General features: G+C 40.9%; 27 protein-coding genes. 22 read left to right on the forward strand and 5 right to left on the reverse strand.

Annotated features, from left to right (window positions below; genetic code table 11):
- Nucleotides 1-10: 10 nt before the first annotated feature.
- On the reverse strand, nucleotides 11-643 hold the full coding sequence (gene nth / locus CVS86_RS02940; protein ID WP_107790914.1) for an endonuclease III: 633 nt from the start codon (nucleotides 641-643) through the stop codon (nucleotides 11-13).
- Nucleotides 644-737: 94 nt separating this feature from the next.
- Between nth and CVS86_RS02945 the strand changes: the two genes are divergently transcribed.
- The 7 genes from CVS86_RS02945 to CVS86_RS02975 all read left to right on the forward strand — a co-directional run bounded on the left by CVS86_RS02945 (nucleotide 738) and on the right by CVS86_RS02975 (nucleotide 8,069).
- Nucleotides 738-1,556 carry a peptidylprolyl isomerase gene (locus CVS86_RS02945; protein ID WP_009294116.1) on the forward strand — a complete coding sequence of 273 codons (819 nt, stop codon included), beginning with the start codon at nucleotides 738-740 and terminating at the stop codon, nucleotides 1,554-1,556.
- A gap of 15 nt (nucleotides 1,557-1,571) precedes the next feature.
- Nucleotides 1,572-2,636: a class II fructose-bisphosphate aldolase gene (fbaA, locus tag CVS86_RS02950; protein WP_107790915.1), complete on the forward strand. Its 1,065-nt coding sequence runs from the start codon at nucleotides 1,572-1,574 to the stop codon at nucleotides 2,634-2,636.
- Nucleotides 2,637-2,640: 4 nt separating this feature from the next.
- The gene (locus CVS86_RS02955) at nucleotides 2,641-3,954 is read left to right on the forward strand and encodes a MotA/TolQ/ExbB proton channel family protein (RefSeq protein WP_107790916.1); all 1,314 of its coding nucleotides are present in this window, start codon (nucleotides 2,641-2,643) and stop codon (nucleotides 3,952-3,954) included.
- Nucleotides 3,951-5,042 carry an OmpA family protein gene (locus CVS86_RS02960; protein WP_107790917.1) on the forward strand — a complete coding sequence of 364 codons (1,092 nt, stop codon included), beginning with the start codon at nucleotides 3,951-3,953 and terminating at the stop codon, nucleotides 5,040-5,042. The genes CVS86_RS02955 and CVS86_RS02960 overlap by 4 nt, the downstream gene beginning before the upstream one ends.
- Nucleotides 5,035-5,886 (forward strand): pyridoxal-phosphate dependent enzyme, encoded by an 852-nt coding sequence (locus CVS86_RS02965; protein WP_107790918.1) that lies wholly within the window; start codon nucleotides 5,035-5,037, stop codon nucleotides 5,884-5,886. Before CVS86_RS02960 ends, CVS86_RS02965 begins: the two co-directional genes overlap by 8 nt.
- Complete coding sequence (hisD, locus tag CVS86_RS02970; RefSeq protein WP_107790919.1) at nucleotides 5,883-7,175, forward strand: histidinol dehydrogenase; 1,293 nt, start codon at nucleotides 5,883-5,885, stop codon at nucleotides 7,173-7,175. Before CVS86_RS02965 ends, hisD begins: the two co-directional genes overlap by 4 nt.
- Before the next feature lie 138 nt (nucleotides 7,176-7,313).
- Entirely contained in the window at nucleotides 7,314-8,069 is a 756-nt protein-coding gene (locus tag CVS86_RS02975; RefSeq protein ID WP_199906510.1) for a flagellin, read from the forward strand.
- Between the two features lie 485 nt (nucleotides 8,070-8,554).
- Here the strand turns inward: CVS86_RS02975 and rpoD are convergent, their stop codons facing one another.
- Nucleotides 8,555-10,408 carry an RNA polymerase sigma factor RpoD gene (rpoD, locus tag CVS86_RS02980; protein ID WP_107790921.1) on the reverse strand — a complete coding sequence of 618 codons (1,854 nt, stop codon included), beginning with the start codon at nucleotides 10,406-10,408 and terminating at the stop codon, nucleotides 8,555-8,557.
- Nucleotides 10,409-10,558: 150 nt separating this feature from the next.
- Between rpoD and CVS86_RS02985 the strand changes: the two genes are divergently transcribed.
- Both CVS86_RS02985 and flgG read left to right on the forward strand, forming a co-directional pair.
- Complete coding sequence (locus CVS86_RS02985; protein ID WP_107790922.1) at nucleotides 10,559-11,368, forward strand: flagellar hook-basal body protein; 810 nt, start codon at nucleotides 10,559-10,561, stop codon at nucleotides 11,366-11,368.
- Between the two features lie 15 nt (nucleotides 11,369-11,383).
- Nucleotides 11,384-12,172 carry a flagellar basal-body rod protein FlgG gene (gene flgG, locus CVS86_RS02990; protein WP_002942100.1) on the forward strand — a complete coding sequence of 263 codons (789 nt, stop codon included), beginning with the start codon at nucleotides 11,384-11,386 and terminating at the stop codon, nucleotides 12,170-12,172.
- Nucleotides 12,173-12,293: 121 nt separating this feature from the next.
- On the opposite strand, the gene CVS86_RS03000 is transcribed toward flgG, so the two are convergent.
- The 3 genes from CVS86_RS03000 to CVS86_RS03010 form a co-directional block, all read right to left on the reverse strand.
- The gene (locus tag CVS86_RS03000; RefSeq protein WP_107790923.1) at nucleotides 12,294-13,046 is read right to left on the reverse strand and encodes a tetratricopeptide repeat protein; all 753 of its coding nucleotides are present in this window, start codon (nucleotides 13,044-13,046) and stop codon (nucleotides 12,294-12,296) included.
- A gap of 91 nt (nucleotides 13,047-13,137) precedes the next feature.
- A complete protein-coding gene (locus CVS86_RS03005; protein ID WP_107790924.1) occupies nucleotides 13,138-13,578 on the reverse strand; it encodes a sel1 repeat family protein in 441 nt (146 codons plus the stop codon).
- A 9-nt stretch (nucleotides 13,579-13,587) separates the two neighbouring features.
- Nucleotides 13,588-14,547, reverse strand: coding sequence for a tetratricopeptide repeat protein (locus CVS86_RS03010; protein ID WP_107790925.1), 960 nt, complete (start codon nucleotides 14,545-14,547; stop codon nucleotides 13,588-13,590).
- 149 nt (nucleotides 14,548-14,696) lie between these two features.
- Between CVS86_RS03010 and CVS86_RS03015 the strand changes: the two genes are divergently transcribed.
- The 13 genes from CVS86_RS03015 to CVS86_RS03075 all read left to right on the forward strand — a co-directional run bounded on the left by CVS86_RS03015 (nucleotide 14,697) and on the right by CVS86_RS03075 (nucleotide 24,412).
- Entirely contained in the window at nucleotides 14,697-15,359 is a 663-nt protein-coding gene (locus CVS86_RS03015) for an AzlC family ABC transporter permease (protein ID WP_107790926.1), read from the forward strand.
- Nucleotides 15,356-15,691: a branched-chain amino acid transporter permease gene (locus tag CVS86_RS03020; protein WP_012140007.1), complete on the forward strand. Its 336-nt coding sequence runs from the start codon at nucleotides 15,356-15,358 to the stop codon at nucleotides 15,689-15,691. Before CVS86_RS03015 ends, CVS86_RS03020 begins: the two co-directional genes overlap by 4 nt.
- 85 nt (nucleotides 15,692-15,776) lie before the next feature.
- Nucleotides 15,777-16,823, forward strand: a complete 1,047-nt coding sequence (locus CVS86_RS03025; RefSeq protein WP_107790927.1) for a type II asparaginase — start codon at nucleotides 15,777-15,779, stop codon at nucleotides 16,821-16,823.
- An 83-nt stretch (nucleotides 16,824-16,906) separates the two neighbouring features.
- The gene (locus tag CVS86_RS03030; RefSeq protein WP_107790928.1) at nucleotides 16,907-17,398 is read left to right on the forward strand and encodes a DUF1877 family protein; all 492 of its coding nucleotides are present in this window, start codon (nucleotides 16,907-16,909) and stop codon (nucleotides 17,396-17,398) included.
- A 439-nt stretch (nucleotides 17,399-17,837) separates the two neighbouring features.
- The gene (locus CVS86_RS03035; protein WP_107790929.1) at nucleotides 17,838-18,437 is read left to right on the forward strand and encodes a LysE family translocator; all 600 of its coding nucleotides are present in this window, start codon (nucleotides 17,838-17,840) and stop codon (nucleotides 18,435-18,437) included.
- Between the two features lie 73 nt (nucleotides 18,438-18,510).
- On the forward strand, nucleotides 18,511-18,870 hold the full coding sequence (locus CVS86_RS03040; protein ID WP_107790930.1) for a DsrE/DsrF/TusD sulfur relay family protein: 360 nt from the start codon (nucleotides 18,511-18,513) through the stop codon (nucleotides 18,868-18,870).
- A gap of 17 nt (nucleotides 18,871-18,887) precedes the next feature.
- Entirely contained in the window at nucleotides 18,888-19,781 is an 894-nt protein-coding gene (locus tag CVS86_RS03045; protein ID WP_107790931.1) for a DUF4299 family protein, read from the forward strand.
- A 148-nt stretch (nucleotides 19,782-19,929) separates the two neighbouring features.
- Entirely contained in the window at nucleotides 19,930-20,784 is an 855-nt protein-coding gene (locus CVS86_RS03050; protein ID WP_107790932.1) for a hypothetical protein, read from the forward strand.
- Between the two features lie 278 nt (nucleotides 20,785-21,062).
- Entirely contained in the window at nucleotides 21,063-21,548 is a 486-nt protein-coding gene (locus CVS86_RS03055) for a 3-isopropylmalate dehydratase small subunit (RefSeq protein WP_012140000.1), read from the forward strand.
- 9 nt (nucleotides 21,549-21,557) lie between these two features.
- Entirely contained in the window at nucleotides 21,558-22,625 is a 1,068-nt protein-coding gene (leuB, locus tag CVS86_RS03060) for a 3-isopropylmalate dehydrogenase (protein WP_021089538.1), read from the forward strand.
- Nucleotides 22,622-22,867, forward strand: a complete 246-nt coding sequence (locus tag CVS86_RS03065; RefSeq protein WP_021089560.1) for a hypothetical protein — start codon at nucleotides 22,622-22,624, stop codon at nucleotides 22,865-22,867. Before leuB ends, CVS86_RS03065 begins: the two co-directional genes overlap by 4 nt.
- On the forward strand, nucleotides 22,864-23,280 hold the full coding sequence (locus tag CVS86_RS03070) for a CiaD-like domain-containing protein (RefSeq protein WP_021089567.1): 417 nt from the start codon (nucleotides 22,864-22,866) through the stop codon (nucleotides 23,278-23,280). Before CVS86_RS03065 ends, CVS86_RS03070 begins: the two co-directional genes overlap by 4 nt.
- The gene (locus tag CVS86_RS03075) at nucleotides 23,240-24,412 is read left to right on the forward strand and encodes a CCA tRNA nucleotidyltransferase (RefSeq protein ID WP_107790933.1); all 1,173 of its coding nucleotides are present in this window, start codon (nucleotides 23,240-23,242) and stop codon (nucleotides 24,410-24,412) included. The genes CVS86_RS03070 and CVS86_RS03075 overlap by 41 nt, the downstream gene beginning before the upstream one ends.
- Nucleotides 24,413-24,433: the final 21 nt, after the last annotated feature.

The raw sequence follows: 24,433 nt of genomic DNA on the forward strand, positions 1-24,433 counted from the left end.
CAAATTTTATCTATATCACCTTATCCTTGCTCTTGCAAAGATCGTTTAAAATGCACTCAAAACAAAGTGGCTTTTTAGCCTTGCAGGTGTAGCGCCCAAAAAGAACCATCGCTTGATGAAGCTTGCCAAGGTCAGTTTTAAAAGCAAGAGTTAGATCCTCTTCTGTCGCTTCTGGCGTCTTTGCGCTGCTTAAGCCAAGTCTATGTGATACTCTAAAAACATGCGTATCAACAGCCATTACGTTTGCATTTGTCGCCTCTAAAAGCACGACGTGAGCGGTCTTTTGCCCAACTCCAGCAAGGGCTTTTAGCTTCTCTTCATCAAGCGGAATTTCTCCGTTATAAAGCTCAACCACGCTGTTTGCCATCTTGATCAAATTTACGGCCTTGTTGTTAAAAAAGCTGCATGAGTTTATTATGAGTTTTAGGCTGGCTAAATTTGCGCTAGCTAGTTCAAAAACATCTTTATACGCCTCAAATAGGGCAGGTGTGATCAAATTTACCCTTTTGTCTGTGCACTGAGCTGAGAGCATGACGCAGACAAGAAGTTCATATAAATTTCTAAATTTAAGCTCGCTTTTGGCGTCTTTAAACTCTTCTAAAAGCCTCTTTTTTATCTCTAAAATATTTTTTTTTGTTCTCATTTGGCTATTTTACCTAAAATTGCAAGTTAAACGAAAAGTTACCGCATTATTTGATATAATCCTGCCCATAAAATCAATTTTTTAAAGGATTTATATGAAAAAATTTTTGTTTCCAGCAGTTTTAAGTTTAGCTGCAGCTGTCACTCTAAACGCAGCAGTAGTTGCAACAGTTGATGGCGATGCTATAAATGATAGCGATATCTCAGCACTTTTATCAGCAGCTATGCCAGGTTTTGACGCTAGCAAGCTTCAACCAAATGAGAAAAAACGTATAATCGACGATCTAATCAACAGAAAACTTCTTTTAAAAGACGCAAAAGCGACAGGCATTGAAAAAGATGTTGATTACATCAAGGCTGTAAAAGCTGCACAAGAGGGCATCGCAGTTGAGCTTTATATGAGAAAACTATTTGACGGTATAAAAGTAAGCGATAGCGATTTAAGAGATTTTTACAACAAAAACAAAGCTAGCATGAACCAACCAGCTCAAGCAAGAGCAAGACATATCTTAGTTGAAGATGAAAAAACAGCAAATGACATCATCGCTCAACTTAAAAATTTAAAAGGCGAGGCACTAACTAAGAAATTTGCAGAGCTAGCAAGCCAAAAATCAATCGACAAAGGCTCAGCAGCACACGGTGGCGAGCTTGGCTGGTTTGGTCAAAGCCAAATGGTAAAACCTTTTGCAGACGCAGCATTTTCAATGGCTAATGGCACAGTTTCAACTAAGCCAGTCAAAACTCAGTTTGGCTACCATGTTATCTTAAAAGAAGATGGCAAAGCTGCTGGTACTGTAAGCTTTGAGCAAGCAAAACCAGAGATCGAGCAAGCTGTAAAAATGGAGAAATTTCAAGCTGCTGTTAGACAAAAAAGTGAAGCTCTACGCCAAAAAGCAAAGATAGAATACAAATAAAATTTGGAGGATAAAATGGGCGTTTTAGATATCGTAAAACCTGGTGTTTTAAGCGGAGATGATGTAACAAAACTTTATGCTTATGCCAAAGAGCAAGGTTTTGCAATACCTGCTGTAAATGTCGTAGGCAGCGACTCAGTAAATGCTGTTTTAGAAGCGGCAAAGGTTGCTAACTCGCCTGTTATCGTTCAGTTTAGTAATGGCGGTGCAGGTTTTTACGCTGGTAAAGCCTGCGAAAATGCAGCCGTTCTTGGTGCGATCGCTGGAGCAAAGCACGTTCATTTGCTTGCTCGTGCTTACGGCGTGCCAGTCATTTTACACACTGACCATGCCGCTAGAAAGCTTTTGCCTTGGATAGATGAGCTAGTAAAAGCAAGCCATGAGTATAAAAAAACTCACGGCGTGCCACTTTTTAGCTCTCATATGCTTGATCTTAGCGAAGAGAATATCAACGAAAATTTAAGCACATGCGAGAAATATCTAAAAGAGCTTAGCGAGCTTGGTATCAGCCTAGAAATCGAGCTTGGCGTCACTGGTGGCGAAGAAGATGGCGTAGATAACACAAGCGTTGATAACGCACTTCTCTACACCCAGCCAGAGGACGTCGCGCTTGCTTATGAAAGACTAAGTAAGATAAGCGATAAATTTAGCATCGCAGCTAGTTTTGGCAATGTTCACGGCGTCTATAAACCAGGCAATGTCGTGCTAAGACCAGAAATTCTTAAAAACTCACAAGCCCATGTCGCTAAGAAATTTAACACAGAAAGCGACAAGCCAGTAAATTTTGTATTTCACGGCGGTAGCGGCAGTGAGCTAAAAGATATCAAAAATGCTGTAAGCTATGGCGTTATCAAGATGAACATCGATACCGATACGCAGTGGGCATTTTGGGACGGCGTGCGCGAGTATGAGGCTAAAAATAGAGCGTACTTGCAAGGGCAGATCGGCAATCCAGAGGGTGAGGATAAGCCAAATAAAAAATACTACGATCCAAGGAAATGGCTAAGAAGTGGTGAGGAGAGCATGGTTAAGCGTCTTCAGACTGCTTTTAGCGACTTAAACTGCCTAAATAGGAACTAATCCTATGCAAAATCAAAATGATTTTAGTGAGCTAAGCGTGCCAAAAGAGCACCAAGCTCACTCTTTCTTTGTCTTTTTTAAAGTTATCTTTATCCCTTTAGCTATCTACATCTTGGCGATACTAGCGTATCTTGGTGTTATAAATTTTCAGATGAAGCTTCACACCATCGTGATGATGGGCGTTATACTTTTTGTCGCTTTTATATTTTCTCGTCACAGTGCTTTGGTAGCTTACTCAAATTTCTTAGCAAATGCCAAAGACTACAAGATAAGGCTAAAAGAATTTATCATCGCTCACCTTTTTGAAATTTCAAGCGTCAAAAAGGCAAACGCTAAATTTGAAGACTTTTTCGAGAGCTATACAAGAAATTTTAGAAATGACAACCTAGCAAACATCGGACAAGCAGTCTTTCCTATGCTTGGAATTTTGGGCACATTTATCAGTATCGCTATCTCGATGCCAAGCTTTAGCTCAAGCACTGCAAACGGACTTGAAAAAGAGATCGCTATACTGCTAAACGGCGTAGCTACGGCGTTTTATGTATCGATATATGGCATATTTTTAGCGCTTTGGTGGATGTTTTTTGAAAAGATCGGCATTAGTAAATTTGAGAAATTTTATAGCGAGCAAAAAGAGCTAAGCCGAGAGTTTTTCTGGCAGGACAATGAGCTAAATGCAAATTTCATGAAGGCAAGTGTAGGCTACTTTAAAGATAGTCACGATGCCTTTAAAATGGTGCTTGATGATAAATTTGTAAAAGAGCTAAGCGAGCAGGCAAATGAGAAATTTAACACTCTAAAAGAACTTTGCGAGGTTGAAAAAAATATCATCAATCAAAGCAAGGCAGAGCTTAGTGCAAGTTTAAAAATGTTAAATGAATCTGGGCTAAAACAAGATGAATTTGTAAAAATCCACTCCGATATACTAAAGGCAGTTGGCGCGTTTTCTAACGCCTTTAAAGATATGGAGGTTAAGCTTTTAACCGAGCATGCAAAGCTTGGCGAGATTTTTAGCAGAAATTTAAATGCCACAAAAGAGAGCCAGCTAAAATTTGAGCAGACTATAAAGAGCTTTGACGCCATTTTAAAAGAATTTTCTCTCTCTTTGATGAAAGAGCAAAATGACGCATTAAAGGCATTTAGAGCCTCACTCGTGGAGAGTGCGACGATATTTAAGGCGGCGTATGAGCAAGAGGGCAGGAGCTTGGAGCGTGAAAAAGAGCGCGAGAGCCTCATTGCTGAGCTTAAGAAGAACATAGACGAGATCGACAAAGAAGCAAATTCTGTAATAGAAAAAATCGAAAATCTAGTGCAATGAAAATAAACAAAAATAACGAGGATCAATCGAGCTTTTGGGTTTCGTACGCAGACTTGATGGCGGGTCTGCTCTTTGTTTTTATGCTGCTAATAGGCGCTGTCGTCGTAAAATACGTCCTAACTCAAAACACTCTTGAAAATAAAGAGCAAGCCATCATCGCAGCACTAGCAAATTTAAAAGACGCTCAGGGTAAGAATTTCACACTTGAAGAGCTAAATGACGCCCTAAAAAGCGAGCTTTCAAAGATAAGCGACGAAAACATAAATTTAAAAAAATCAAATGAAATTTTTGTCATACAAATAGACGCTCTAAAAGAAAAACTAGCCCAGCTTATAGAGGAAAACAAGGACGCAAATGCGAGCATAAAAGAGCTAAATGCTAGCATATTTGATCTAAATCAAAAGATGATCGTGCTAAATGATGAAATTTCATCAAAAGATAGAGCGCTTAGCGACGCAAATGCGAGCAGCGAGAAAAATTTAGCCAAGATCGCCTTTTTGCTCGAGCAAGTGAGCAAAAAAGAGGCTAGATATGACGAGCTCTTAAGGGATCTAAACGTCACTCGTGATAGGGTCAAAAACCTAACTGGCATAAGAGTAAAAGTGATCTCAGCTCTAAAAGATAGGCTAGGGTCTAGCATCGAGATCGACCCAAACTCAGGCGCGCTAAAGCTTAGCTCATCAGTGCTTTTTGACAAGGGCAGCGCGGTCTTAAAAGAAGAGGTCAAAGAGGAGCTAAAGGTCACGCTTAGTAAGTATTTTGACGTGCTTTTAAATGATAAAGAGATCGCCTCAAACATCGATCAAATCGTCATAGAGGGATTTACGGATAGCGACGGAAGTTACATTTATAACCTAGAGCTTTCGCAAAAAAGAGCCTACGCCGTGATGGAGTTTATAAACTCATTTGATGGCGATGCACGCCTTAGAAAGCTGCTTGTCGCAAGTGGCCGAAGCTACAACGAGCTAGTTTTTAAAGACGGAGCCGAGGATAAGGACGCTTCAAGGCGCATAGAGATCAAATTTTCACTCTCAAACAAAGAGGCTATCAATGAGATAGAGAAATTTTTGGAGTTTAAGGGTGATTGATAAAATTCGCTTAAGAGAGCGAGAATTTTGGCTTTTAAGAGATGATTTGCTAGGCGAGTTTAACGGCAACAAAGCAAGAAAGCTAGAGTATTTTCTAAAGGCCGATCTTAGCGGCATCAAAGCCATCGTATCTCACGGCTCAAGCCAGTCAAACGCGATGTATAGCCTAAGCCTTTTTGCCAAGCTAAAAGGGCTTAAATTTTACTACGTAGTCTCTCATCTTAGCTCAAATTTAGAGCAAGATCCAGTTGGAAATTTCAAATTTGCACTTGAAAATGGTATGGAAATTTTTGTAAAAGAGGAGCGTGAGAAATTTGCTAAAGAGCTAGCAAAGAGCCAAAATGCGCTATTTATAAACGAGGGCGTGGCGCAGAGTGAGGCTGAGCTTGGCTTTATCACGCAGGCACGTGAGATAAATGAGTGGAGCAAAAAAAGTGGCATAAGGCCTGATATCTTTTTGCCATCAGGCACAGGCACAAGCGCATGCTATCTAGCAAAGCACACCGATCTTAGGGTTTTTACAGCCCCTTGCGTAGGAGATAGCGGCTATCTAAAAAAGCAAATTTACGAGCTAGATAAAGATAGCAAAGTGCAAATTTTAAATCCGCCAAAGAAGTATCATTTTGGAAATTTATACAAAGAGCTTTATGAAATTTGGCTTGAGGTTTGCAAAAGTGGTGTTGAATTTGAGCTTATTTACGACCCGGTGGGCTTTATGACGCTTTTTGCAAATTTAGATAAGCTTGGGAGCGAAATTTTATATATCCACCAGGGTGGAATTTTGGGTAACATTACACAAAAGCAAAGATATGAGAGAAAACTAAAAATAAAGGATCATAAATGAAGTTTTTACACAGCAGCGACGCTGACTTTGAGAGTAAATTTTCACAGCTTGTTAGACGAAGTGACAATGACATGAGTGCCGTGATGCCAGTGGTTACAGGCATCATAGACGAGATAAGAAAAGATGGCGATAGCGCGCTTTTCGCACAGATAAGTAAATTTGATAAATTTAATGTCACAGGCAAAAACGACATAATAATCGACGTAAAAGAGATGGAAGCGGCCTACAATTCGCTAGATAACGCCCTAAGAGTGGCTCTAAATTTAGCCCACGACAGGATAAAAAGCTATCATGAGCGCACAAAACCAAGCGACTGGACCTATAAGGACGAGCACGACATCTTGCTTGGTGCTAAATACACTCCAGTTGATCGCGCTGGCCTTTATATCCCAGGCGGTAAGGCGGCATATCCTAGCTCACTTCTCATGAATGCTATCCCAGCGATCGTGGCCGGAGTAAAAGAGATCGTTGTCTGCACCCCAGCACCAAACGGCAAGGTAAATCCTCTGCTTCTTGCAGCGATGCATCTATGTGGCATCAAAACAGCCTTTAAAATAGGCGGTGCGAGCGCGATCGCGGCGATGGCGTACGGCACAGCGACCGTGCCAAAGGTCGATGTCATCACAGGACCTGGCAACATCTACGTAGCGACTGCTAAAAAGCTAGTTTATGGCGACGTAAATATCGATATGATCGCAGGTCCAAGCGAGATAGGCGTGATAGCTGATGATAGCGCGGACCCTCGCCATATAGCGATCGATCTACTCTCACAAGCCGAGCACGACGAGATCGCAAGTGCCTTTTTGATAACGCCAGTGGAGGCTTTCGCAAGGGCAGTGCAAAGACACATAGAGGACGAGCTAAAAACTCTAAAACGCGAACCAATCGCTAGTGCTAGCATGAGAAATAAAGCCGCTATCATCGTCGCAAAAGACTTACAAGAGTGCTTTAAACTGATGAATGAGCTTGCAGTGGAGCACCTAGAGGTCGCTACAAACGACGCTTTGAGCTATATGGACGAGGTAAAACACGCTGGAGCGATATTTTTTGGACACTTCACGCCTGAAGCGATGGGTGACTACATCGCTGGACCAAACCACACCCTGCCAACTGGCGGAAGTGCGAGATTTTACTCACCGCTTGGAGTTGAAAATTTCATGAAGCGAAGCTCTATCATCTCAGTTAGCAGAAAAGGCATCATACACCTTGGCAAACCATGCATGCAGCTAGCCGAAGCCGAAGGATTAACGGCTCATAAAAGATCAATCGCCGTGAGGTTAGAGGATTAAAAACGAAATTTGATTTTAGAAAATTTAAAATTTTCTAAAATCTTTTTAAAAATATTTTTTGCTTTAAGAAATATTTTTGCAACTTTTTATGAAATTTATAGTAAAATCCATCACGAAACTACTAAAAAAGGAGTTGATATGAAGTTAGGAACTTATACTGCAAACCAGGCTTCAGGAAACTATTATTTAGATCAAGCTAAAAATAGCGAGAAAAAGGCGCTAAACGCCATCTCTGCAAATAGCGAGATCAAAGCATCAGGTGCAAATTTGCAAATCGCAGAGAGCTTACTTTCGCAAACAAATGTCCTAAATGAGGGCATGGCAAATGCAAACAATATGATCGGTATGCTTCAGATCGCCGACTCAACGCTTTTAAATTTAAGCGAGAGTGCGGATAAGATCGGCGAGCTATCAAGCAAGCTTTCAAACCCAGCTCTTTCAGCGAACGAGCAAAAGGGCATAAAAGGCGAGATAAATGCGCTTAAAAATGCGATGAGCGACAGCGTAAAAGAGGCTAAATTTAACGGCAAAAACGTTTTTGACGCCGAGCTTGGCTTTTTTACAGGTGAGGGCACAAAAAATATAAATTTAAGCACAAATGCTCTTTTAAATGTTAAAGAGGATGGCTCAAATTCTGGCGATATTTTGAAAAATATAAATTCACTTCGCTCAGAGATCGGCTCGACACAAAATGCTGTATTTAAGGGTATGAACGCTCTAGCTGCTAGAAGCGTAGCAAACACTAATAGCGTAGAAAATCTTGACAGCAGTGACATCGCAAAGAGCTTGGAAGAAAATTTACAAGCAAATTTAAAGCTACATGCTGCCTCTTTGGCTAAAGCTCACGACACTACGAGCTTGGCTGCAAAACTAGATAAACTTCTAGGCGAATAAATTTTTACCGGTCTTGTGCCGGTAAAACTCTCTTTTTTTATTTCTACTTTTTTAACTTATACAACATATTTGTAAATTAAATTTTTATGCTTTTTAGTTATTGTTTTTGGAATTTAGTTTAAATTTTGTAGCTAATGTGTCCTTAAAGAAATAATTTTTATAGCAGGTGTGCCCTAAAAACGAAGGTTAGATTAATTTTTTTACGATAAGAGGCATATGTAATATTTAAAACAATTTTTGGGCGTAGATGCTATAAATTTTTCAAAGAGAAAGTCCTTTAAAGGGTATAGAAGCTAACAAATTTCTCAAAGATAAAAAGCCATCCAAACAAAGAGCATATATATGCCAAAATAGGGTATAGACACATGCAAAAACATTAAATTCCTTACCAGCCTTTTTCACACTTCGGTCACAAAATAACTTAATTATAGACTAGGATATAAATTTAAAGAGTTAGGTGCAGATGCCCAAAAGGGCAGGGCTTGCTAGCCCTCGATGTAGTTTTTGAGTTTTCTACCAACTTTTGGGTGTTTTAGTTTCTTGATAGCCGAGCTTTCTATCTGGCGGACGCGCTCACGAGTGACGTTTAGCGCCTTGCCGATCTCTTCAAGCGTGCGGTCGCTCTCATCTTCAAGCAGACCAAACCTCATCGAAATAACTGCCTTTTCGCGCTCATTTAGCTGTGAAAGCACATCGTCGATCTGCTCTCTAAGGTCACTTTTTAAAATTTGATCTATCGGTGATAGAGAAGTTTTGTCCTCGACAAAATCTCCAAATTTACCGTCCTCTTCGTTTGCGATTGGAGCTTCAAGGCTGATAGGCTCTTTTGTGATCTTTATCACCTGTTTTACCTTATCAACGCTTAGTCCGACCTCTTTTGCGATGACGCTTACGTCAGGCTCTTTGCCTTCTTCTTGGAGGTATTTGCGGTTGATTTTGTTGATACGATTGATCGTCTCTATCATGTGAATAGGTATCCTAATCGTCCTTGCCTGATCAGCGATCGCGCGCGAGATAGCCTGGCGGATCCACCATGTGGCGTAGGTTGAAAATTTATAGCCTTTTCTATATTCAAATTTATCAACCGCCTTCATAAGGCCGATGTTGCCCTCTTGGATGAGGTCAAGAAATGGCAAGCCCCTGTTTGTATAGCGTTTTGCGATACTTACGACTAGACGGAGGTTTGACTTAGCCATTCTAGCTTTTGCTTCGTCTGAAATTTTCTTTCCACGTTTGATCTGCTCCAAAATTTCTTTTAGCCTTGCTGGCTCAAGGTCAAAGCCTTGTTTGCTCGCCTCTTTTGTCGTAAAAAGCTTTTTGATCTCGACGTAGGTTGAGACCATCGTAGCCTCTGGTACACGAGCTGCGATCTCTTCTTTGCTAAGCTTGATGATGTCTTTTAAGATGCTTTTGTGATTTTTCTTAAGCTCGTCGCTAAACATCGGCAAGCGATACTCCAAGCGTTTTAGCTCTCTATCAAATTCATCATCACTTTTTAGTGCTGTCTCCATTGATTTTACGATCTCGCTGATAAGTTTGCTTGTTGGGCCAAGATCCATTAGCTTCTCTTTTAAAATTTTCTTTTTAAATGCAAGCGTCATTTTTGAAGCTGTGTCATCGCTTTCTACTTTATCTTGCTTGTTCGCGGTCTTTAGCCACTCTTTTTTAGCCTTTTCAAGGGCTTTAAAGCTCTCTATAACTTTTTCTGCGCGTTTGTCGTTTTTGGCTGATTTTTTAGGAGTTTCGTTCTCTTCGTTCTCCTCATCTTCTTCGTCTATATCCTCTTCGCTCTCTTCATTTTCATTTTCGCTCTCGTCTTCAAAGCTTTTAAAAAGCTCTTTTACGCGGCGTTCTCTATTGATAAGTGGCTCTTTGTAATCAAGTATGAAATCGATCAAAAACGGCACCGAGCAAAATGCATCGATGATGATATCCTCGCCAAGCTCGATCCTCTTGCTGATCTCGACCTCCTCTTCTTTTGTAAGAAGTGCGATCTGACCCATCTCTCTTAGATACATCCTTACTGGACTATCTGATCTTGACCACTCTAAAAGGTCTGTTTCGCTCGAAAGATCGAGATCCTCGTCGATATCTTGATCACTTTTTTGAGCATTTTCTTGACGTTTTTTGGCGTCAGCTAAATTTCTAAGCTTTGCAGCCTCAGCAGATGTGATGAGCTGGACTTTGTTTGTTTTTGCTAGTTGTTCTATCTTTTTTACTATCGTAGCCGTCGGAGCTTTGTCTAATAATTTTACTAATTTTTCGTATGTCAAAAAGCCTTTTGCATTTTCAACAAAAAGCTCTTCTATCTGAGAAAAAGAGTCTTTTGCGGCGCTCATAAATTTCCTTTCAAATCGTATCATTGTGATTTAAGTATTGGTTAAAAGAAAGTGGATTATACCCAAAATTTTTTAAATGTCTATAAAAAGAAAGTTGGAACGATGATTGCTTAGTAATTCTAAAAAATCAAATTTTGATTAGGAAAATTTATGCAAAATGGTTATTATCAAGCCACTGCTGGCATGGTAACGCAGTTTAACAGACTAAATGTCATCTCAAACAATCTTGCAAATGTAAACACGATCGGCTACAAGCGAAACGACGTAGTCATCGGCGACTTTGCGAGAATTTTTAAAGAGACGCAAGATGAGCTTCCGCTTAAAAATCACACAAAAGACGGAGCTAAATTTCTAAATAGAACGCTTGATCGTGTGCCACAAGTGAGCGAAGAATACACCGACTTTAGCGCTGGTGGCTTTAAATACAGCTCAAACACGCTTGACTTTGCGATAAAAAGAGACGATGCTTTTTTCTTAGTCGATACTCCAAATGGCGTAAAACTAAGCAAAAATGGCTCTTTTAGCCTTGATGCAGACGGCTACATCGTCACAAAAGAGGGTTATAGGGTGTTACCAAGTGGCTATGAAGCGCAAAATCCAGGTCAAAGAGGCATCCAAATGCCGCAAGGCGAGGTGCTAACCGTTGATAAAAATGGAAATTTATACTCAAATAACAATCAATTTTCTAAATTTTACATCGCTCAGCCAAGAGAGATAAGGGATCTAAAAAAGGTCGGCGACAATCTCTTTGAGAGTAGAAATTTTGACGATATAACCGAGCTTGACGAGGCTGACAGCGTTATGCAAGGCTACGCTCAGATGTCAAATGTAAATCCAGTCTTAGAAATGGTGGGTCTAATAGAAACCCAGCGCTTAGTTGATATGTATCAAAAGGTTATGACAAGCCACATGACTGACCTTAACCAAGATGCTGTTCAAAAACTAGCCCTAAAAGCTTAATAAAAGGATAAAACTATGATGAGATCACTTTACACTGCGGCCACTGGCATGATCGCCGAACAGACGCAGATAGACGTAACCTCACACAACATCGCAAACGTAAATACCTATGGATATAAGAAAAATAGGGCTGAATTTGCCGATCTTATGTATCAAGTTATGGAGTACGCAGGCACGGCTACGAGCCAAACTACTACAAGCCCGACAGGCATCGAAGTAGGTCTTGGCGTGCGCCCAACAGCGATAAATAAAATTTTCTCTCAGGGCTATTTTAAAGAGACTAGCAACAACCTAGATATGGTCATAGCTGGCAACGGCTTTTTTCAAATTCAACTCCCTGATGGCACGACGGCTTACACTAGAAACGGCGCATTTAAGCTTGACGCAAACGGCACGATCGTAAATAGCGACGGCTACCAGCTCATCCCGCAGATCACAGTCCCTGCAAATGCGACGCAAATTTCAATAGGCACAGACGGCACTGTCTCAGTGCTTCAAGCTGGCGAAACTGACATGGCTCAGATAGGTCAGATCGAGCTAGCAAATTTCATAAACCCAGCCGGTCTTCACTCGATGGGCGATAATAATTACCTCCAAACAAGCGCTAGCGGCGACGTGGTAGTAGGTGTGGCTGGCCTTGACGGACTTGGCACGATCAGACAGGGCTTTGTCGAGATGAGTAACGTTCAGCTTGTTGAAGAGATGACTGATCTTATCACAGGCCAGCGCGCATACGAGGCGAACTCAAAGGCGATAACTACGAGTGACTCGATGTTAGAGATAGTAAATGGACTTAAAAGGTAGGTGATATGGACGCGACTTTGGCTATTGTTGGACTTATACTTGTTGCTTTTACGCTTGATGTTTTTTACTTTTCGGACAGGACCCCAAAGGGCAAGGGTCCAAAAAGTCAGGTGCATTAAATTTATAGAGCATTGTAAATTTGGCAGTCTTCGTCGTTGCCTAGCTCGCAGGACTTGCCAAAGTATTTTTTGGCTAAATTTTTATCGCTCTTAACGCCTTTTGCTTCAAAATAGATAACCCCAAGGTTGTGACAACCATCTCCAAAGCCCATTTCGCAAGCTTTTATGAAGAGTTTGCTAGCTCTTTTTTGATCTTTTTCTACATATTTTCCACTTTGAAGCATCATGCCAAGGCTATTGCAGCCTGCTGGTGCGTCTAGATCGCAGCTTTTTTCAAAGAGCTCTTTTGCCTTTTTGGCGTCTTGTTTTACGCCATTTCCGTCATAGTATAAAAGTGCAAGGCCGTAGTATCCGTCGCCATCTTTTAGCTCGCAAGCTCTTAAAAACAGCTCTTTTGACTTTTGATAGTTTTTATCTAGCGTATAGACAAAGCCGAGCCTTGCGCAGCCAAAGCCGTCGTTTAGCTCGCAGCCCTTTTGGTAAAATTTGGCTGCATTTTTGTTATTTACATCTTTTATGTAGTCCATGTCATAAAGCACGCCCACGCTACTGCAAGCACTTGCGTGTTTTAGCTCGCAAGCTTTTTTGTAAAACTCTCCCGCTTTTTGGTAGTTTTTGCTCTCTTGATAGATAGCTCCAAGCTCGTAGCAGCTTGCGGTATCAGCCTTTTCGCACTTTGTCTCAAGCGCTTTTTGGTCTAAATTTGCGCCCCACAAAAGCACCGTAGAGGTTAAAAATAAGAAAGTCTTTTTCATTGCCTACCTTTTTAAAAATTTAAATAAGTTTAGATAAAAAGGTCTAAATTTATAGTAAACATATTTCTCATTATCGTTTAGGATGTGAAATTTAATACCCAAGAGAATTTAGCAAATTTCTCATATCGCAGCCCTTTTTAAAGCCTAGCTCGCATGATCTTTGAAAGTAGCTTTTGGCAGTCGTTTTATCCTCTTTTTTGCCGCCACCCAAAAGCGCGTAGTTTAAAAATCTAGCATATCTATTTAATATGATAGTTTGATTAAGCTCGCTACTAACGTCATTGTAGCCATTTATATAGATGAGCGCAGCGCTGTAACAACCCTCTTTCATATCATTTTCGCAAGCTAGTAAAAATATCTCTTTTAGCTTTTTAAACTCTTTATCATCGCTTGATGAGTTATAAATTTTTACAGCAGCCTTGTAACAGCTTGTTAAATTTGCTCTTATATCGCCCTCGCTTTGGCACATCTCGTCTAAAATTTCTGCATTTAAAAGCATAATGATGGATAAAAACAAAATCAAATTTTTCATAAACGCTCTTTAGTGAAAATCTCTAACTATCTCACAAGCCTCTTTAAGGCCTAACTTGCAAGCTTTTTTAAGCTCTTTTTCTGCCAGCTTTTTATCCTTTTTTGTGCCTATGCCATGATAGTAAAAGTATGCAAGATGTTTGCACCCACTTGCGCTATCTAGCCTGCACGCTTTGTTGTAGTATCTAAATGCCACTTCATCATCTTTTTCTACGCCAAGTGCGTCGTCGTAAAGGCTGGCTAGGTTATTGCAAGCATCGGCAAAGTCAAGCTTGCAAGCTTTAAAATAGAGCTTACTGGCCTTTTCATACTCTTTTTGCTCTTGATATAAGCTCGCTAGGTTGTAGCAAGAGATGCTAAAGTCGCTATCACAAGCTTTTTTGTAAAGCTTTATCGCTTCTTTGTAGTTGCGCTTTACGCCAGGGGCGTTGTGGTATAAAACGGCTAGGTTGTAGCATCCTTCATAGAAATTTTGCTCGCAAACTTCTTTGTAAATTTTAGCAGCCTTTTTGTAGTCTCTTTTTACGCCGCCGCCGTTATTGTATAAAACTGCGACGTTAAAACAGCTTTGTATAAAAGCTAGATCGCAACCCTTTTTAAAAGCAGCTAAAGCCTTTTTGTGATCTTTTAACTCTTGATACTCAACACCAAGGTTGTGGCAGGCAAATTTATTGCTCTCATTGCAGGTTTTGTTAAGAATTTCTAGTGATTTTGTCGCGTCTTTTTTTACGCCAAGTCCGCTTTTGTAAAACTCAGCCAGATAGATGCATGCGTCTAAATTTTTAACCTCGCACTCACTTTTGTAAATTTCAAATAGCCTTTTATACTCATCATCGCTGTATCTGCGGCTAAAATCAATGCAGTTATCCTCGATATTGCAGCTATTTGCTTGAGGGATTTTGATCTTTGGATTTGTTGTTAGAGCTATTAAATTTAGTGTTAAAAATATTAGTAAAACTATCTTTTTCATAGAAATTTTCTTTATAAATTTTGTTGTTATTTTATAAAATTTAGTTTTAAAATGCGAGCAAGCAGTTAAATTTATAAAAGCAAAAACGCCTCTTTAAATTTAATTTTTTAAATTTTTGCTAATATTTTGGCTTTTTATGAAGGTAAAATTTGACATTTAGCTACGTTTTTAAACTATCCATTCCTATCTTTATGGGCTATTTTCCGCTTGGTGTCGCCTTTGGCGTGCTGGCAAAGAGCATGGGAGTGAGCGCATTTATCGCTGTGGCACTTAGCACGCTAGCATACGGCGGAGCAGCGCAGTTTATGATGCTCTCGCTCTTTAGTGTGGGCACGAGCTACGTTGAAGTCTTTATCGTGAGCTACCTTGTAAATTTGCGCCACACTTTTTATGGGATTTCACTTTTAAAAGAGTATAGCGGGATCAAATTTAAGCTCTTAAACATCGCTTTGCTAACAGATGAGACCTTTGCGATATTTAAAAATTTGGGGCTAAAAGAGGCCAGTGAGCGCAGTTTTGTCTTTACCTGGCTAAATCTTTTATCTTGGTCATACTGGGCGGCCGGGACGCTTCTTGGAGCGATACTTGGTGACTTCATCAAAGCTGATACAAGGGGACTTGAGTTTAGCTTAACAGCGCTTTTTACAGTAGTCGTCATCGAGATGTTTAAAAATGATAAAAACTACCGCGTGCTCTTTGCGGCGGTCTTTTTTGGCGTGCTTGGAGTGAGCCTGTTTCCAGCTAAATTTGTGCTGGTTGGCTCGATGGCGCTTTGTTTTGTATTTTTGCTTTTGTTTAAGGATAAAATTTGATAAGTGTAAGCTCAAGTGAGATGGTGCTTTTTGTGGCGGTGCTTTTAAGCGCCTTGGCTACTTTTATAACGAGGGCGACGCCGTTTTATGCGTTAAGAAACTATAAGTCAAACCCTTATTTGGACGCCATTGAGAAGCACATGGGTATGATGATAATGGTCGTTTTGGTCTGCTACGGGCTAAAAGATACGAAATTTAGCGAGTATCCATACGGCTTAAGCGAGATAGCGGCGGTTTTTACGGCTGTTTTGATGCATTTGAAATTCAAAAACGCCCTTCTTAGCATAGTCGTTTCAACTGGAGTTTATATGCTTTTGATAAGAATTTTTTAAATAAATATAAATTTTGAAAATTAATAAATTTTTTAAATATATGACGTTATAATGCTCTATCAAATTTTAATGCAAAGGAGTTAAAATGCGTTTAATCTTTAAGGCGGTGTTACTCATGATTTTAGGTGCTACTTTAGCGGTTGCTAAGCCAACCATCTACATCCTAGCCACTGGTGGAACGATAGCAGGAAGCGGCTCAGGTTCGCTTGATTCAAGCTATACTTCTGGAACTGTTACGGTCGATAAACTTATCGCAGCCGTGCCAGATATCAACAAGATCGCTACCATAAAAGGCGAGCAAATTTCAAATATCGGTTCTCAAGATATGAACAACGAAGTTTGGCTTAAGCTTGCAAATAGAATAAATGAACTTCTAAATAGTGGCAAAGCTGATGGTATCGTTGTTACTCACGGCACAGACACTATGGAGGAGACAGCTTACTTTCTAAATTTAGTCGTTAAAAGCGACAAGCCAGTTGTGCTTGTAGGTGCGATGAGAAATAGCGGCTCACTAAGTGCAGACGGCCCACTAAATTTATTTAACGCTGTAAATGTAGCTATCAGCAAAGATAGCGTAGGCAAGGGCGTTGTAGTTGTTATGAATGATGAAATTCACGCGGCTCGTGAGGTGACAAAGACCAACACTACAGGCGTTGATACATTTAAATCACCAAACAGCGGCAAAATCGGCACAGTCTTTTATGGCAACGTAAAATACTATATGAATCCGCTCAGAAAACACACAGCAAGCTCAGCTTTTGACCTAACTGGCGTAAAAGAGCTTCCAAGAGTTGATATCATCTACTCTCACGCAAACGACAACCCTGACTTTGTAAATGTGGCTGTTAAAAATGGCGCAAAAGGCATAATTAGCGCTGGCCTTGGCAACGGCAACCCTTACTTTAGCGTGCTAGAGGCTCTTGGCGAGGCTTCAAAAGCTGGCGTAGTGGTAGTTCGTGACTCACGTGTGGGAAGCGGCGAGACAACTATGAACGGCGAAGTTGATGATGCAAAATACGGCTTTTTAACAAGCGACAACCTAAACGCTCAAAAAGCTAGAGTACTTTTGATGCTTGCACTTACAAAAACAAGCGACAAAGCTAAAATTCAAGAGTTTTTCTTAACTCACTAAGCTTAAATTCTCGTGGCGGATCTGTTAAATTTATAGTTCCGCCCTCTCTTTTTTCAAATTCACATTAAATTTAAGGCTCTAAAATGGGTATCAGCGCGCATTACTACGCCTATTTGCAAGATGATATAGAAAAGATCAAAAATGGCGGCGGCGGAGAGCTTTTGGACGAATACGACTTGAATAATTTGTGGGACGCGATGTGTAAGATGCTAACTGGCAAAAATTTCAAGCAGAGGCTTAAGGCTGGCGATATTTTTAGCTCAAATGAGCCTTTTAGCTGGGCTATTTTTGGGCGTAGTGCGCTAAACGAAGAGCTAAGCGAGATGATCTCTTTTAGTAGCGCCACAGATGTAAAAGAGGTGGCTGAGAAGTTGAAAAATGTTGATATTAGCGCACTCTTAGCAAAGATAAATTTAAAAGAATTTGCAAGCTCAAAGACATATCCTGATATTTTTGGGAGTGAGAGCGAATTTGAAGATATAAAGGCGAGTTTAAAAGAGCACTTTGCTGGGCTTTTAAATTTTTATCAAAATGCCGCTAGCAAAGGGCTTGGCGTGATAACAGTAATAGCCTAAATTTCTAAATTTCTAAATTTTTAGTGGGCTATTTTGTGGTTTAAATTTAGCTAGCTTTGAGGGCTATTAAATTTATAAAGCGCCTTTATATCAAAAGCAAAATTTATGTAAAAACATACTTGGCAAATTTACCATCTAGGCTGCGTGGCATATACGAAGCAACCATTAAATTCATTAGACCAAAAATGCCACTAGCGCAAAAGCTAAATTTTGTGCCAGCAAAAGCAGGCTAAACAAATTTACCACTTTTCAAGCTCTAGGTTGCGAAACACACACAAAATCGCCCTTGTTTTTGCGCTAAATTTATTAAATTTATATTCCTAGCGCCAAAAGCCAAATTTCTCACAACTAAAAGCAGGCTAAATTTACTAATAAAGCGCTCTTTATCATAAATTTATAGATTTTGATTTAGCATTTCATTAAAATTTCAAGGCATCTCATGAATTTCTTGCTATTTTTTATCACCCTTGCGCCCATCTCGATGATGCCAGGCATCAACATGACTTATGCGATGAGCGTTGGCATGAGCTTTGGTTACAAGCACTCGTTTTTCGTGATGGCTGGGCAGCTTTTAGCGATCGCTTTTGTCTCGTTTAGCTGCATGCTTGGCGTGGGCGCGGTGCTACATCATTTTGATTACGCATTTAAGGCGCTAAACATCATCGCAGGCCTTTATATGCTCTATCTTGGTGTGATGCTCTTTTTTGGCAAGGGCGAGCTTAGCATCACAAATGTCTCAAATTTGCCAAGCAAAAAGCAGATGTTTATAAATGGCTTCATCGTTAGCGTCTCAAACCCAAAAGCGTGGATATTTTTCTCAGCCTTGCTGCCTACATTTTTGGATAAAGATGATCCTTTTAGCCTTGCTCGCATGTGCGTGATCACCGTAACGCTCGTTTTCATCGAGTTTTGTGCGCTAAATATCTACGCACTTGGCGGAGCTATGCTAAAGAAATTTTTACAAACTCACCTAAGGCTACTTGAAATTTGCACTGCCATCATCGTCTGCACGATCGGCGTGCTCTTGCTTTTTAGATAAATTTATCCCCTTTTTACCTAGCTTGGCTAAAATTTGCCCAGTTTGCACTACATTTTTAGCAAAAGGATAAGAGATGAAAAAATTTCTATTTATATTTACAAATCAGCCATATAATGGCACGGACAACGCTTACAACGCACTAAGGCTAGCTAGAGCGCTAAAAGAAAAGGGCGAAGAGATTAGGATCTTTCTTATGAACGACGCAGTCGATCTTGCGCGAAATAGCACCAAAAAGCCAGAAAACTACGACGTCGATCTAGTAGCGATGCTAAAGGAGTTACACGCTGGTGGCGCGATGCTTAAGGTTTGTGGTAGCTGCCAAACAAGGTGTGGTTTGCATGTGGGAGAGCCTTATTTTGAGGCTGAGGTGAAAGGCAGCATGGATATCTTGTCCGAGTGGGTGAGAGAGTGCGATCAGGTGATGACATTTTAGAGCAAAAAGGAGAATTTATGAGTTTGACATTTAGTGTAAAAAATAAAAAGAAGCTGCTTGGTGGATATGCAAAGGCGCTAAGCGAGCGTGAAATTTCAGCTCTTGTTGATGGGCTTTTCTTTTTTAACAGCGAGCAAGAGGAGCCAAGCGCAAATGAGCTGGGTGCTGACGTGATGATAGCAGGTGTGTGGCAAAAGAGCGTTCGTGGCTTTGAGCTAAACTACGAAGATGGCGAGTATATCGTGCGCGTTTATACTCCAAGTGGCGTTGGCGACTGGCAGATCGCACTTGAGCTACTCTCAAAGCTCTCAGCCCAAACTGGCTCAAAAATAGAGTGCGACAACGAAAAAATTTATGATAGTGAGCAAATTTTAAAATTTGACTACGAAACTGACATTATGTGGGGGCTTGAAGCGTTAAAAGATATAAAAGAGAAAAATCAAACGCTTTATATCTCTGGCGTGGAGCGAGACGTGGCGTTTGACGCGGTTATGGTAGATGAAATCTTTGCAAGTGCCAGCCCTGCGGCTAAATTTGATGAGATGATGAGGCAGGTGCAGTATCTTGACGCATACAGCGCAAGAGAGCACCTCTATCAAGACAAAGACGGCAAAGAAATTTTTGGCACATATACGCTTAGCGAAAATTTGCCGACCATCTTGCCTTATGCTCCATCTCCGTCGTGGCAGGCACAAGAGGCGCTCGGGGATCGCAAGGTCTCGCGCTGGGTACTTACGCTAGTTGTGGGCGTGGATGATAGTAACGCTCAAGTGCTTGATGAGTGCGAATATGGAGCTTTCATGGCAAATTTACCAAAAGAAAAATACCGCTTCATTGACGCTGCAAACGTGCTTGTTGAGCCACTTAGTGAAGATGAGATGAAAGAAATTTTGCAAAGGGCAAAGGCTTAAATTTATTAAACCCCAAAAAATGTAAATTCACCTCAGACTTGCTTAAAATTTAAGCCGATTTAAGTGCATTTTTAAGCTCATAAAAGCCAGAATTTTACTGACTATGCCGCTTTTTGAGTATGATACGTATGGTTTAAAAAGGATAAAAATGAAAATTTTAAAGGCTATTTTAGCGGTGGCATCGGCGGTTTGCTTTCTAAATTCGGCCATTTTGCCAGAAAGCGACTGGAGCAAAAAGGATCTAAAAGGCAAGGTCAAAAGCATGACAGCTACGGAGTACGAATACTCTATAGACGGCTCCGGCACGCTAGAAAATACGCGCGTGAAGCAGACGGAGTTTAACAAAAATGGCTATATAGTGCAAGAGAGTGAGCAAATAAATGGCGTGCCAAATAGCTCGGTTTTGTTTGAATACGGCAAAGACGGGCTAGTGCGCAAAAAATATCAAGATAGCGCCGTTTATCTCTACGAATACGAATTTGACGGCGAAAATTTAGTCGCGACGGCCAAAGAGCAGCACGTGGAGGATAGATTTTACCCGCGCACGGAGAAAACTACTTACGGCAAGGACGGCAAAATGATCGCTCGGGCTGTGTATTCGGGCAGGGAACTAGTGATAGACGATAGCTACGTCTACGACGAAAAGGGCGTTTTAACGCGGATAGAAGATAATATGGAGCCGCGGCACGGCATAGAGATAAGCTTCGAGCGCAAGCCAAACGGCGAATACGAAAAAATCACGCAAACTCCGAACTCAAAATGGGTTTATTACTACGCCGCAAACGGCGACGAGATGGAGTATACGTCGATAAATTACTTCGGCTCCGAGGCAAAAATCTGGCAAATCTTGCAGTTTAAGGATATAAGCAGGGACGAGCGGGGAAATTTGACGCATAAAACCTCGGTCAAATTTAAGCCCGCTGACAAATACTACGAAAACGGCGACATAACAGAGATCGGTCTATATAAAAAGCTACAAATCAGCTACGAATACTACGAATAAAATAACCGCTCTTAAATTTACAATCCTGCTGGCGGAGGCTAGCTGGCTTGATAAAACTGAGCATCGACATTAACTGCTAAACTAGGCGGTGCATGTTTTTATTTTTACTTTTTAGCCATTTTGCCGCTAAATTTAGTAAGACTTAAATTCTTAGCTCATACGCATCGCTTAAAAGACCTTAAATTTACCCACTCTAACCGATAGCTGCCGAGTTTTGATTATTTATTTAGCTTCTTTTGGTTAAAATCAGCCCAAATTTACAAAACTAAAGGTTAAAAATGAAACAAGGCAAAGTTTGGAAATTTGGCGATAATATCGACACTGACATCATCATCGCCGCAAGATATTTAAACACTTCAGACGAAAAAGAGCTAGCAAAACACATCATGGAAGACGCTGACCCTAAATTTAGCTCAAAAATAGCAAAAGGCGACATCATCGTAGCTGGCGAAAATTTTGGCTGCGGTAGCTCAAGAGAGCACGCCCCGTTAGCGCTAAAAGAGGCTGGCATAGCAGCTGTTGTGGCTAAGAGCTTTGCGAGGATTTTTTACAGAAATAGCTTTAACACAGGGCTTTTGATACTTGAGATAAAAGAGACTGATGAAATAAACGAGGGCGACACGTTAAAGATCGACGTAGATAACGGCGTCATCATAAATGAAAGCACAAAAAAAGAGTATAAATTTAACGCTATCCCGCCATTTATGCAAGAGCTTTTAAACGCTGGCGGCCTTATTGAGTACGCAAAAGCGAAGATGAACTAAGGGGCGGCGATGAAAAACTATAAAATTTGCGTTATAAAAGGCGATGGCATCGGCCCTGAGATCATCGACGAGGCGATAAAGGTTTTAGACGTCGTAAGTGCTGAGTTTGGTATCAAATTTGAGTATGATTACAAGCTCATGGGTGGCGCAGCCTACGACGTTTTTGGCGAGCCACTGCCAGATGAGACGCTAAGCTCAGCACTTAGTAGCGACGCTGTGCTTTTTGGAGCGATCGGCGGCGAGAAATGGGACAGCCTGCCAAGACACCTAAGACCAGAGAGCGGGCTTTTAAAGATCAGAAAAGAGCTAGAAGCTTATGCAAATTTACGCCCAGCCATCATCTTTGACGAGCTAGTGGATGCTAGCACGCTAAAGCCAGAGGTTTTAAAGGGTGTTGATTTTGTCGTGGTTCGCGAGCTAACTGGTGGGCTTTACTTTGGCCAGCCACGTGAAAAAGGCGAAGATAGAGCGTTTAATACGATGGTTTATACTAAATTTGAGATCGAGCGCATCGCAAAGATCGCTTTTGAGACGGCTATGCTTCGCAAGAAAAAGGTCTGCATGGTCGATAAGGCAAATGTGCTAGAGACTAGCCAGCTTTGGCGCGAGGTGACTAGCGAAGTGGCAAAGGGCTATCCTGAAGTAGAGCTTAGTTTTATGTATGTCGATAACGCAGCGATGCAGCTAGTAAGAGCGCCTGCAAATTTTGACGTCATACTTACTGAAAATTTATTTGGCGACATCTTAAGCGACGAGGCAAGTATGGTTTGTGGCTCGATAGGCTTACTACCAAGTGCTAGTATGGGCGGTAAAGTGGGAATTTATGAGCCTATCCACGGCTCAGCTCCAGACATCGCAGGGCAGGGCATAGCAAATCCGATCGCGACCATTTTAAGTGCAGCGATGATGCTAAGATACGCATTTGGCGAGAGTGAGGCGGCAGACGCGATAGAAAGTGCCGTAAAAACAGCACTTGCAAAGGGATATAGAACAAAAGATATCGCCGCTTTTAACGCAGTTGAGGTTTGCTCAACAAGCGAGATAGGCGACGTGATAGCAGGATTTATCAAAAAATGAAAAACACAATCACTGAAGCACTGATCTACGAGGCTCAAGGGCTAAAAGACGATGCGCTTGAAATTTACAAGAACATCTTAAAACAAGACCCATCAAACAAGGACGCCCTTAGCGCGATAAACCGCCTGAGCGGACTTCGCAAGGAACGCGCGATAAAAAATGAGCAGATGAAAGAGTTTTTTATCAGGATGAAAAGTGACGAAGAGATAAATGAATTTAAAAGGTGGTTGATAAGATTATGAAGCTTGATGATATCGCTAGGATGGCTATTAGTGAGGTTAGCGCCGAGCTTGAGAAGATAGAGGCACTGCAAAGCAAAAAGCAAGAAGAGCTTGAAAGGGAGAATCTAAAAAAAGAGCTTTTAGCAATAGAATCTGAAGAAGAGCATGTACTTGAAGAGCCAAAAGTAGAGGCAAGCGTGCCAAGCGCGCAAAGCGAGCCAGAGCCAAAAGTGGCGCAAATTTCGCCAAAGAGCAGGGAGATAAGCGAGGAGGAAATTTTCTTAGCAAACCTTGCTGAGCGCATAGAGGTGCTTTTTGAAGGGCTTAAGCAAACTAGCGAGCAAGACCTTAGTCAAAGGCTCGAGCTAACGACTAAATTTTTAGAATTTACCCTTGCAAACATCGAAAATAGACTCCAAAATCTCTCAAAATAATAAATTTGAGGTAAAAACTGGGACAGAAATTTACAAAAATAGCGAACTAGACTTTTTTAGATCGCTATTTGCCCCATTTAGCAAGCGTGTATATCTAGTCGGCGGCTGCGTAAGAGACGCGCTTTTGGGGCGAGAAATTTATGATTATGACATCGAGGTTTATGATATAGACCCTCTCAAATTTGACGAGCTGATGGCTAGCATAAAGGCTAGTGGCGTTGGCAAAAGCTACTTCATCTATAAATACAAAAACTACGATCTTGGCTTGCCACGAAGCGAGAGTAAGACTGGAAATTCTCACAAAGATTTTGCCGTAAGCTATATAAATGATCCAAGCCTTGCAAGTCTTAGGCGTGATTTTACGGTAAATGCCATGATGATGAATATCTTTGACGGCGAAATTTTAGACTTTCATGGCGGTAAAAAGGACCTTGCGAGCAAGACGCTAAGGCACATCGATAGTGAGAAATTTAAAGAAGATCCGCTAAGGGTGCTTAGGGGCGTGCAGTTTAGCGCTAGGCTTGGTTTTAGCATAGCTGATGAGACGCTAGAGCTTATGAAAACGCTTGATCTAGCGCATCTAAGCTATGATAGGATAAATACCGAGCTCATTAAATTTTTTCGCTCAGAGCATCTTGAAAAAGGGGCGTTTTACCTTTTTAAGCTCTCTCTTTTTGAGCAAATTTTTGGCGTGCAAATTTGTGAAAATGATGAGTTTTTGGCTGAGCTAAAGAGCGCTAGGAAATTTGTAGATGACGAGAGGCTGTTTTTGTATATGCTTTTTGGTAAATTTGAGCTTGATGCAAAGGAAATTTTAGAGAAAATGCGCCTGCCAAAGAGCTACTTTTCTATCTTAAAAGAGCCATTTTTTAAAGCTATGCCAAGCGACAATGAGCTACTAGAAATTGCTCTAAATATGCCACTAAAATCATGGCTTGGAGCTTATAATAAAGAGCGCATAGAGCGTTCAAAAGAGCTTGAGGTCTATGAGAGTAAATTTGAGCCAAAGATAGATGTGAGCGATATCTTGGCGGCTGGCTTTAAAAATGAGATGATCGCTGCTGAGATAAAACGCAGACAAGAGCTTAAAATTTCAAACTATCTTATCGAGCGCAAATTTAGAAAATCTTAATCTTTAAAACTCTTAAAAGCC

This window comes from Campylobacter concisus, from assembly GCF_003048605.1.
Classification (GTDB): domain Bacteria; phylum Campylobacterota; class Campylobacteria; order Campylobacterales; family Campylobacteraceae; genus Campylobacter_A; species Campylobacter_A concisus_BM.

What these genes read in the sequence shown, in the direction of transcription:
- nth (WP_107790914.1), bottom strand. Translation starts at nt 643, where the DNA reads ATGAGAACAAAAAAAAATATTTTAGAGATAAAAAAGAGGCTTTTAGAA.
- CVS86_RS02945 (WP_009294116.1), top strand. Translation starts at nt 738, where the DNA reads ATGAAAAAATTTTTGTTTCCAGCAGTTTTAAGTTTAGCTGCAGCTGTC.
- fbaA (WP_107790915.1), top strand. Translation starts at nt 1,572, where the DNA reads ATGGGCGTTTTAGATATCGTAAAACCTGGTGTTTTAAGCGGAGATGAT.
- CVS86_RS02955 (WP_107790916.1), top strand. Translation starts at nt 2,641, where the DNA reads ATGCAAAATCAAAATGATTTTAGTGAGCTAAGCGTGCCAAAAGAGCAC.
- CVS86_RS02960 (WP_107790917.1), top strand. Translation starts at nt 3,951, where the DNA reads ATGAAAATAAACAAAAATAACGAGGATCAATCGAGCTTTTGGGTTTCG.
- hisD (WP_107790919.1), top strand. Translation starts at nt 5,883, where the DNA reads ATGAAGTTTTTACACAGCAGCGACGCTGACTTTGAGAGTAAATTTTCA.
- CVS86_RS02975 (WP_199906510.1), top strand. Translation starts at nt 7,314, where the DNA reads ATGAAGTTAGGAACTTATACTGCAAACCAGGCTTCAGGAAACTATTAT.
- rpoD (WP_107790921.1), bottom strand. Translation starts at nt 10,408, where the DNA reads ATGAGCGCCGCAAAAGACTCTTTTTCTCAGATAGAAGAGCTTTTTGTT.
- CVS86_RS02985 (WP_107790922.1), top strand. Translation starts at nt 10,559, where the DNA reads ATGCAAAATGGTTATTATCAAGCCACTGCTGGCATGGTAACGCAGTTT.
- flgG (WP_002942100.1), top strand. Translation starts at nt 11,384, where the DNA reads ATGATGAGATCACTTTACACTGCGGCCACTGGCATGATCGCCGAACAG.
- CVS86_RS03000 (WP_107790923.1), bottom strand. Translation starts at nt 13,046, where the DNA reads ATGAAAAAGACTTTCTTATTTTTAACCTCTACGGTGCTTTTGTGGGGC.
- CVS86_RS03005 (WP_107790924.1), bottom strand. Translation starts at nt 13,578, where the DNA reads ATGAAAAATTTGATTTTGTTTTTATCCATCATTATGCTTTTAAATGCA.
- CVS86_RS03010 (WP_107790925.1), bottom strand. Translation starts at nt 14,547, where the DNA reads ATGAAAAAGATAGTTTTACTAATATTTTTAACACTAAATTTAATAGCT.
- CVS86_RS03025 (WP_107790927.1), top strand. Translation starts at nt 15,777, where the DNA reads ATGCGTTTAATCTTTAAGGCGGTGTTACTCATGATTTTAGGTGCTACT.
- CVS86_RS03030 (WP_107790928.1), top strand. Translation starts at nt 16,907, where the DNA reads ATGGGTATCAGCGCGCATTACTACGCCTATTTGCAAGATGATATAGAA.
- CVS86_RS03035 (WP_107790929.1), top strand. Translation starts at nt 17,838, where the DNA reads ATGAATTTCTTGCTATTTTTTATCACCCTTGCGCCCATCTCGATGATG.
- CVS86_RS03040 (WP_107790930.1), top strand. Translation starts at nt 18,511, where the DNA reads ATGAAAAAATTTCTATTTATATTTACAAATCAGCCATATAATGGCACG.
- CVS86_RS03045 (WP_107790931.1), top strand. Translation starts at nt 18,888, where the DNA reads ATGAGTTTGACATTTAGTGTAAAAAATAAAAAGAAGCTGCTTGGTGGA.
- CVS86_RS03050 (WP_107790932.1), top strand. Translation starts at nt 19,930, where the DNA reads ATGAAAATTTTAAAGGCTATTTTAGCGGTGGCATCGGCGGTTTGCTTT.
- CVS86_RS03055 (WP_012140000.1), top strand. Translation starts at nt 21,063, where the DNA reads ATGAAACAAGGCAAAGTTTGGAAATTTGGCGATAATATCGACACTGAC.
- leuB (WP_021089538.1), top strand. Translation starts at nt 21,558, where the DNA reads ATGAAAAACTATAAAATTTGCGTTATAAAAGGCGATGGCATCGGCCCT.
- CVS86_RS03065 (WP_021089560.1), top strand. Translation starts at nt 22,622, where the DNA reads ATGAAAAACACAATCACTGAAGCACTGATCTACGAGGCTCAAGGGCTA.
- CVS86_RS03070 (WP_021089567.1), top strand. Translation starts at nt 22,864, where the DNA reads ATGAAGCTTGATGATATCGCTAGGATGGCTATTAGTGAGGTTAGCGCC.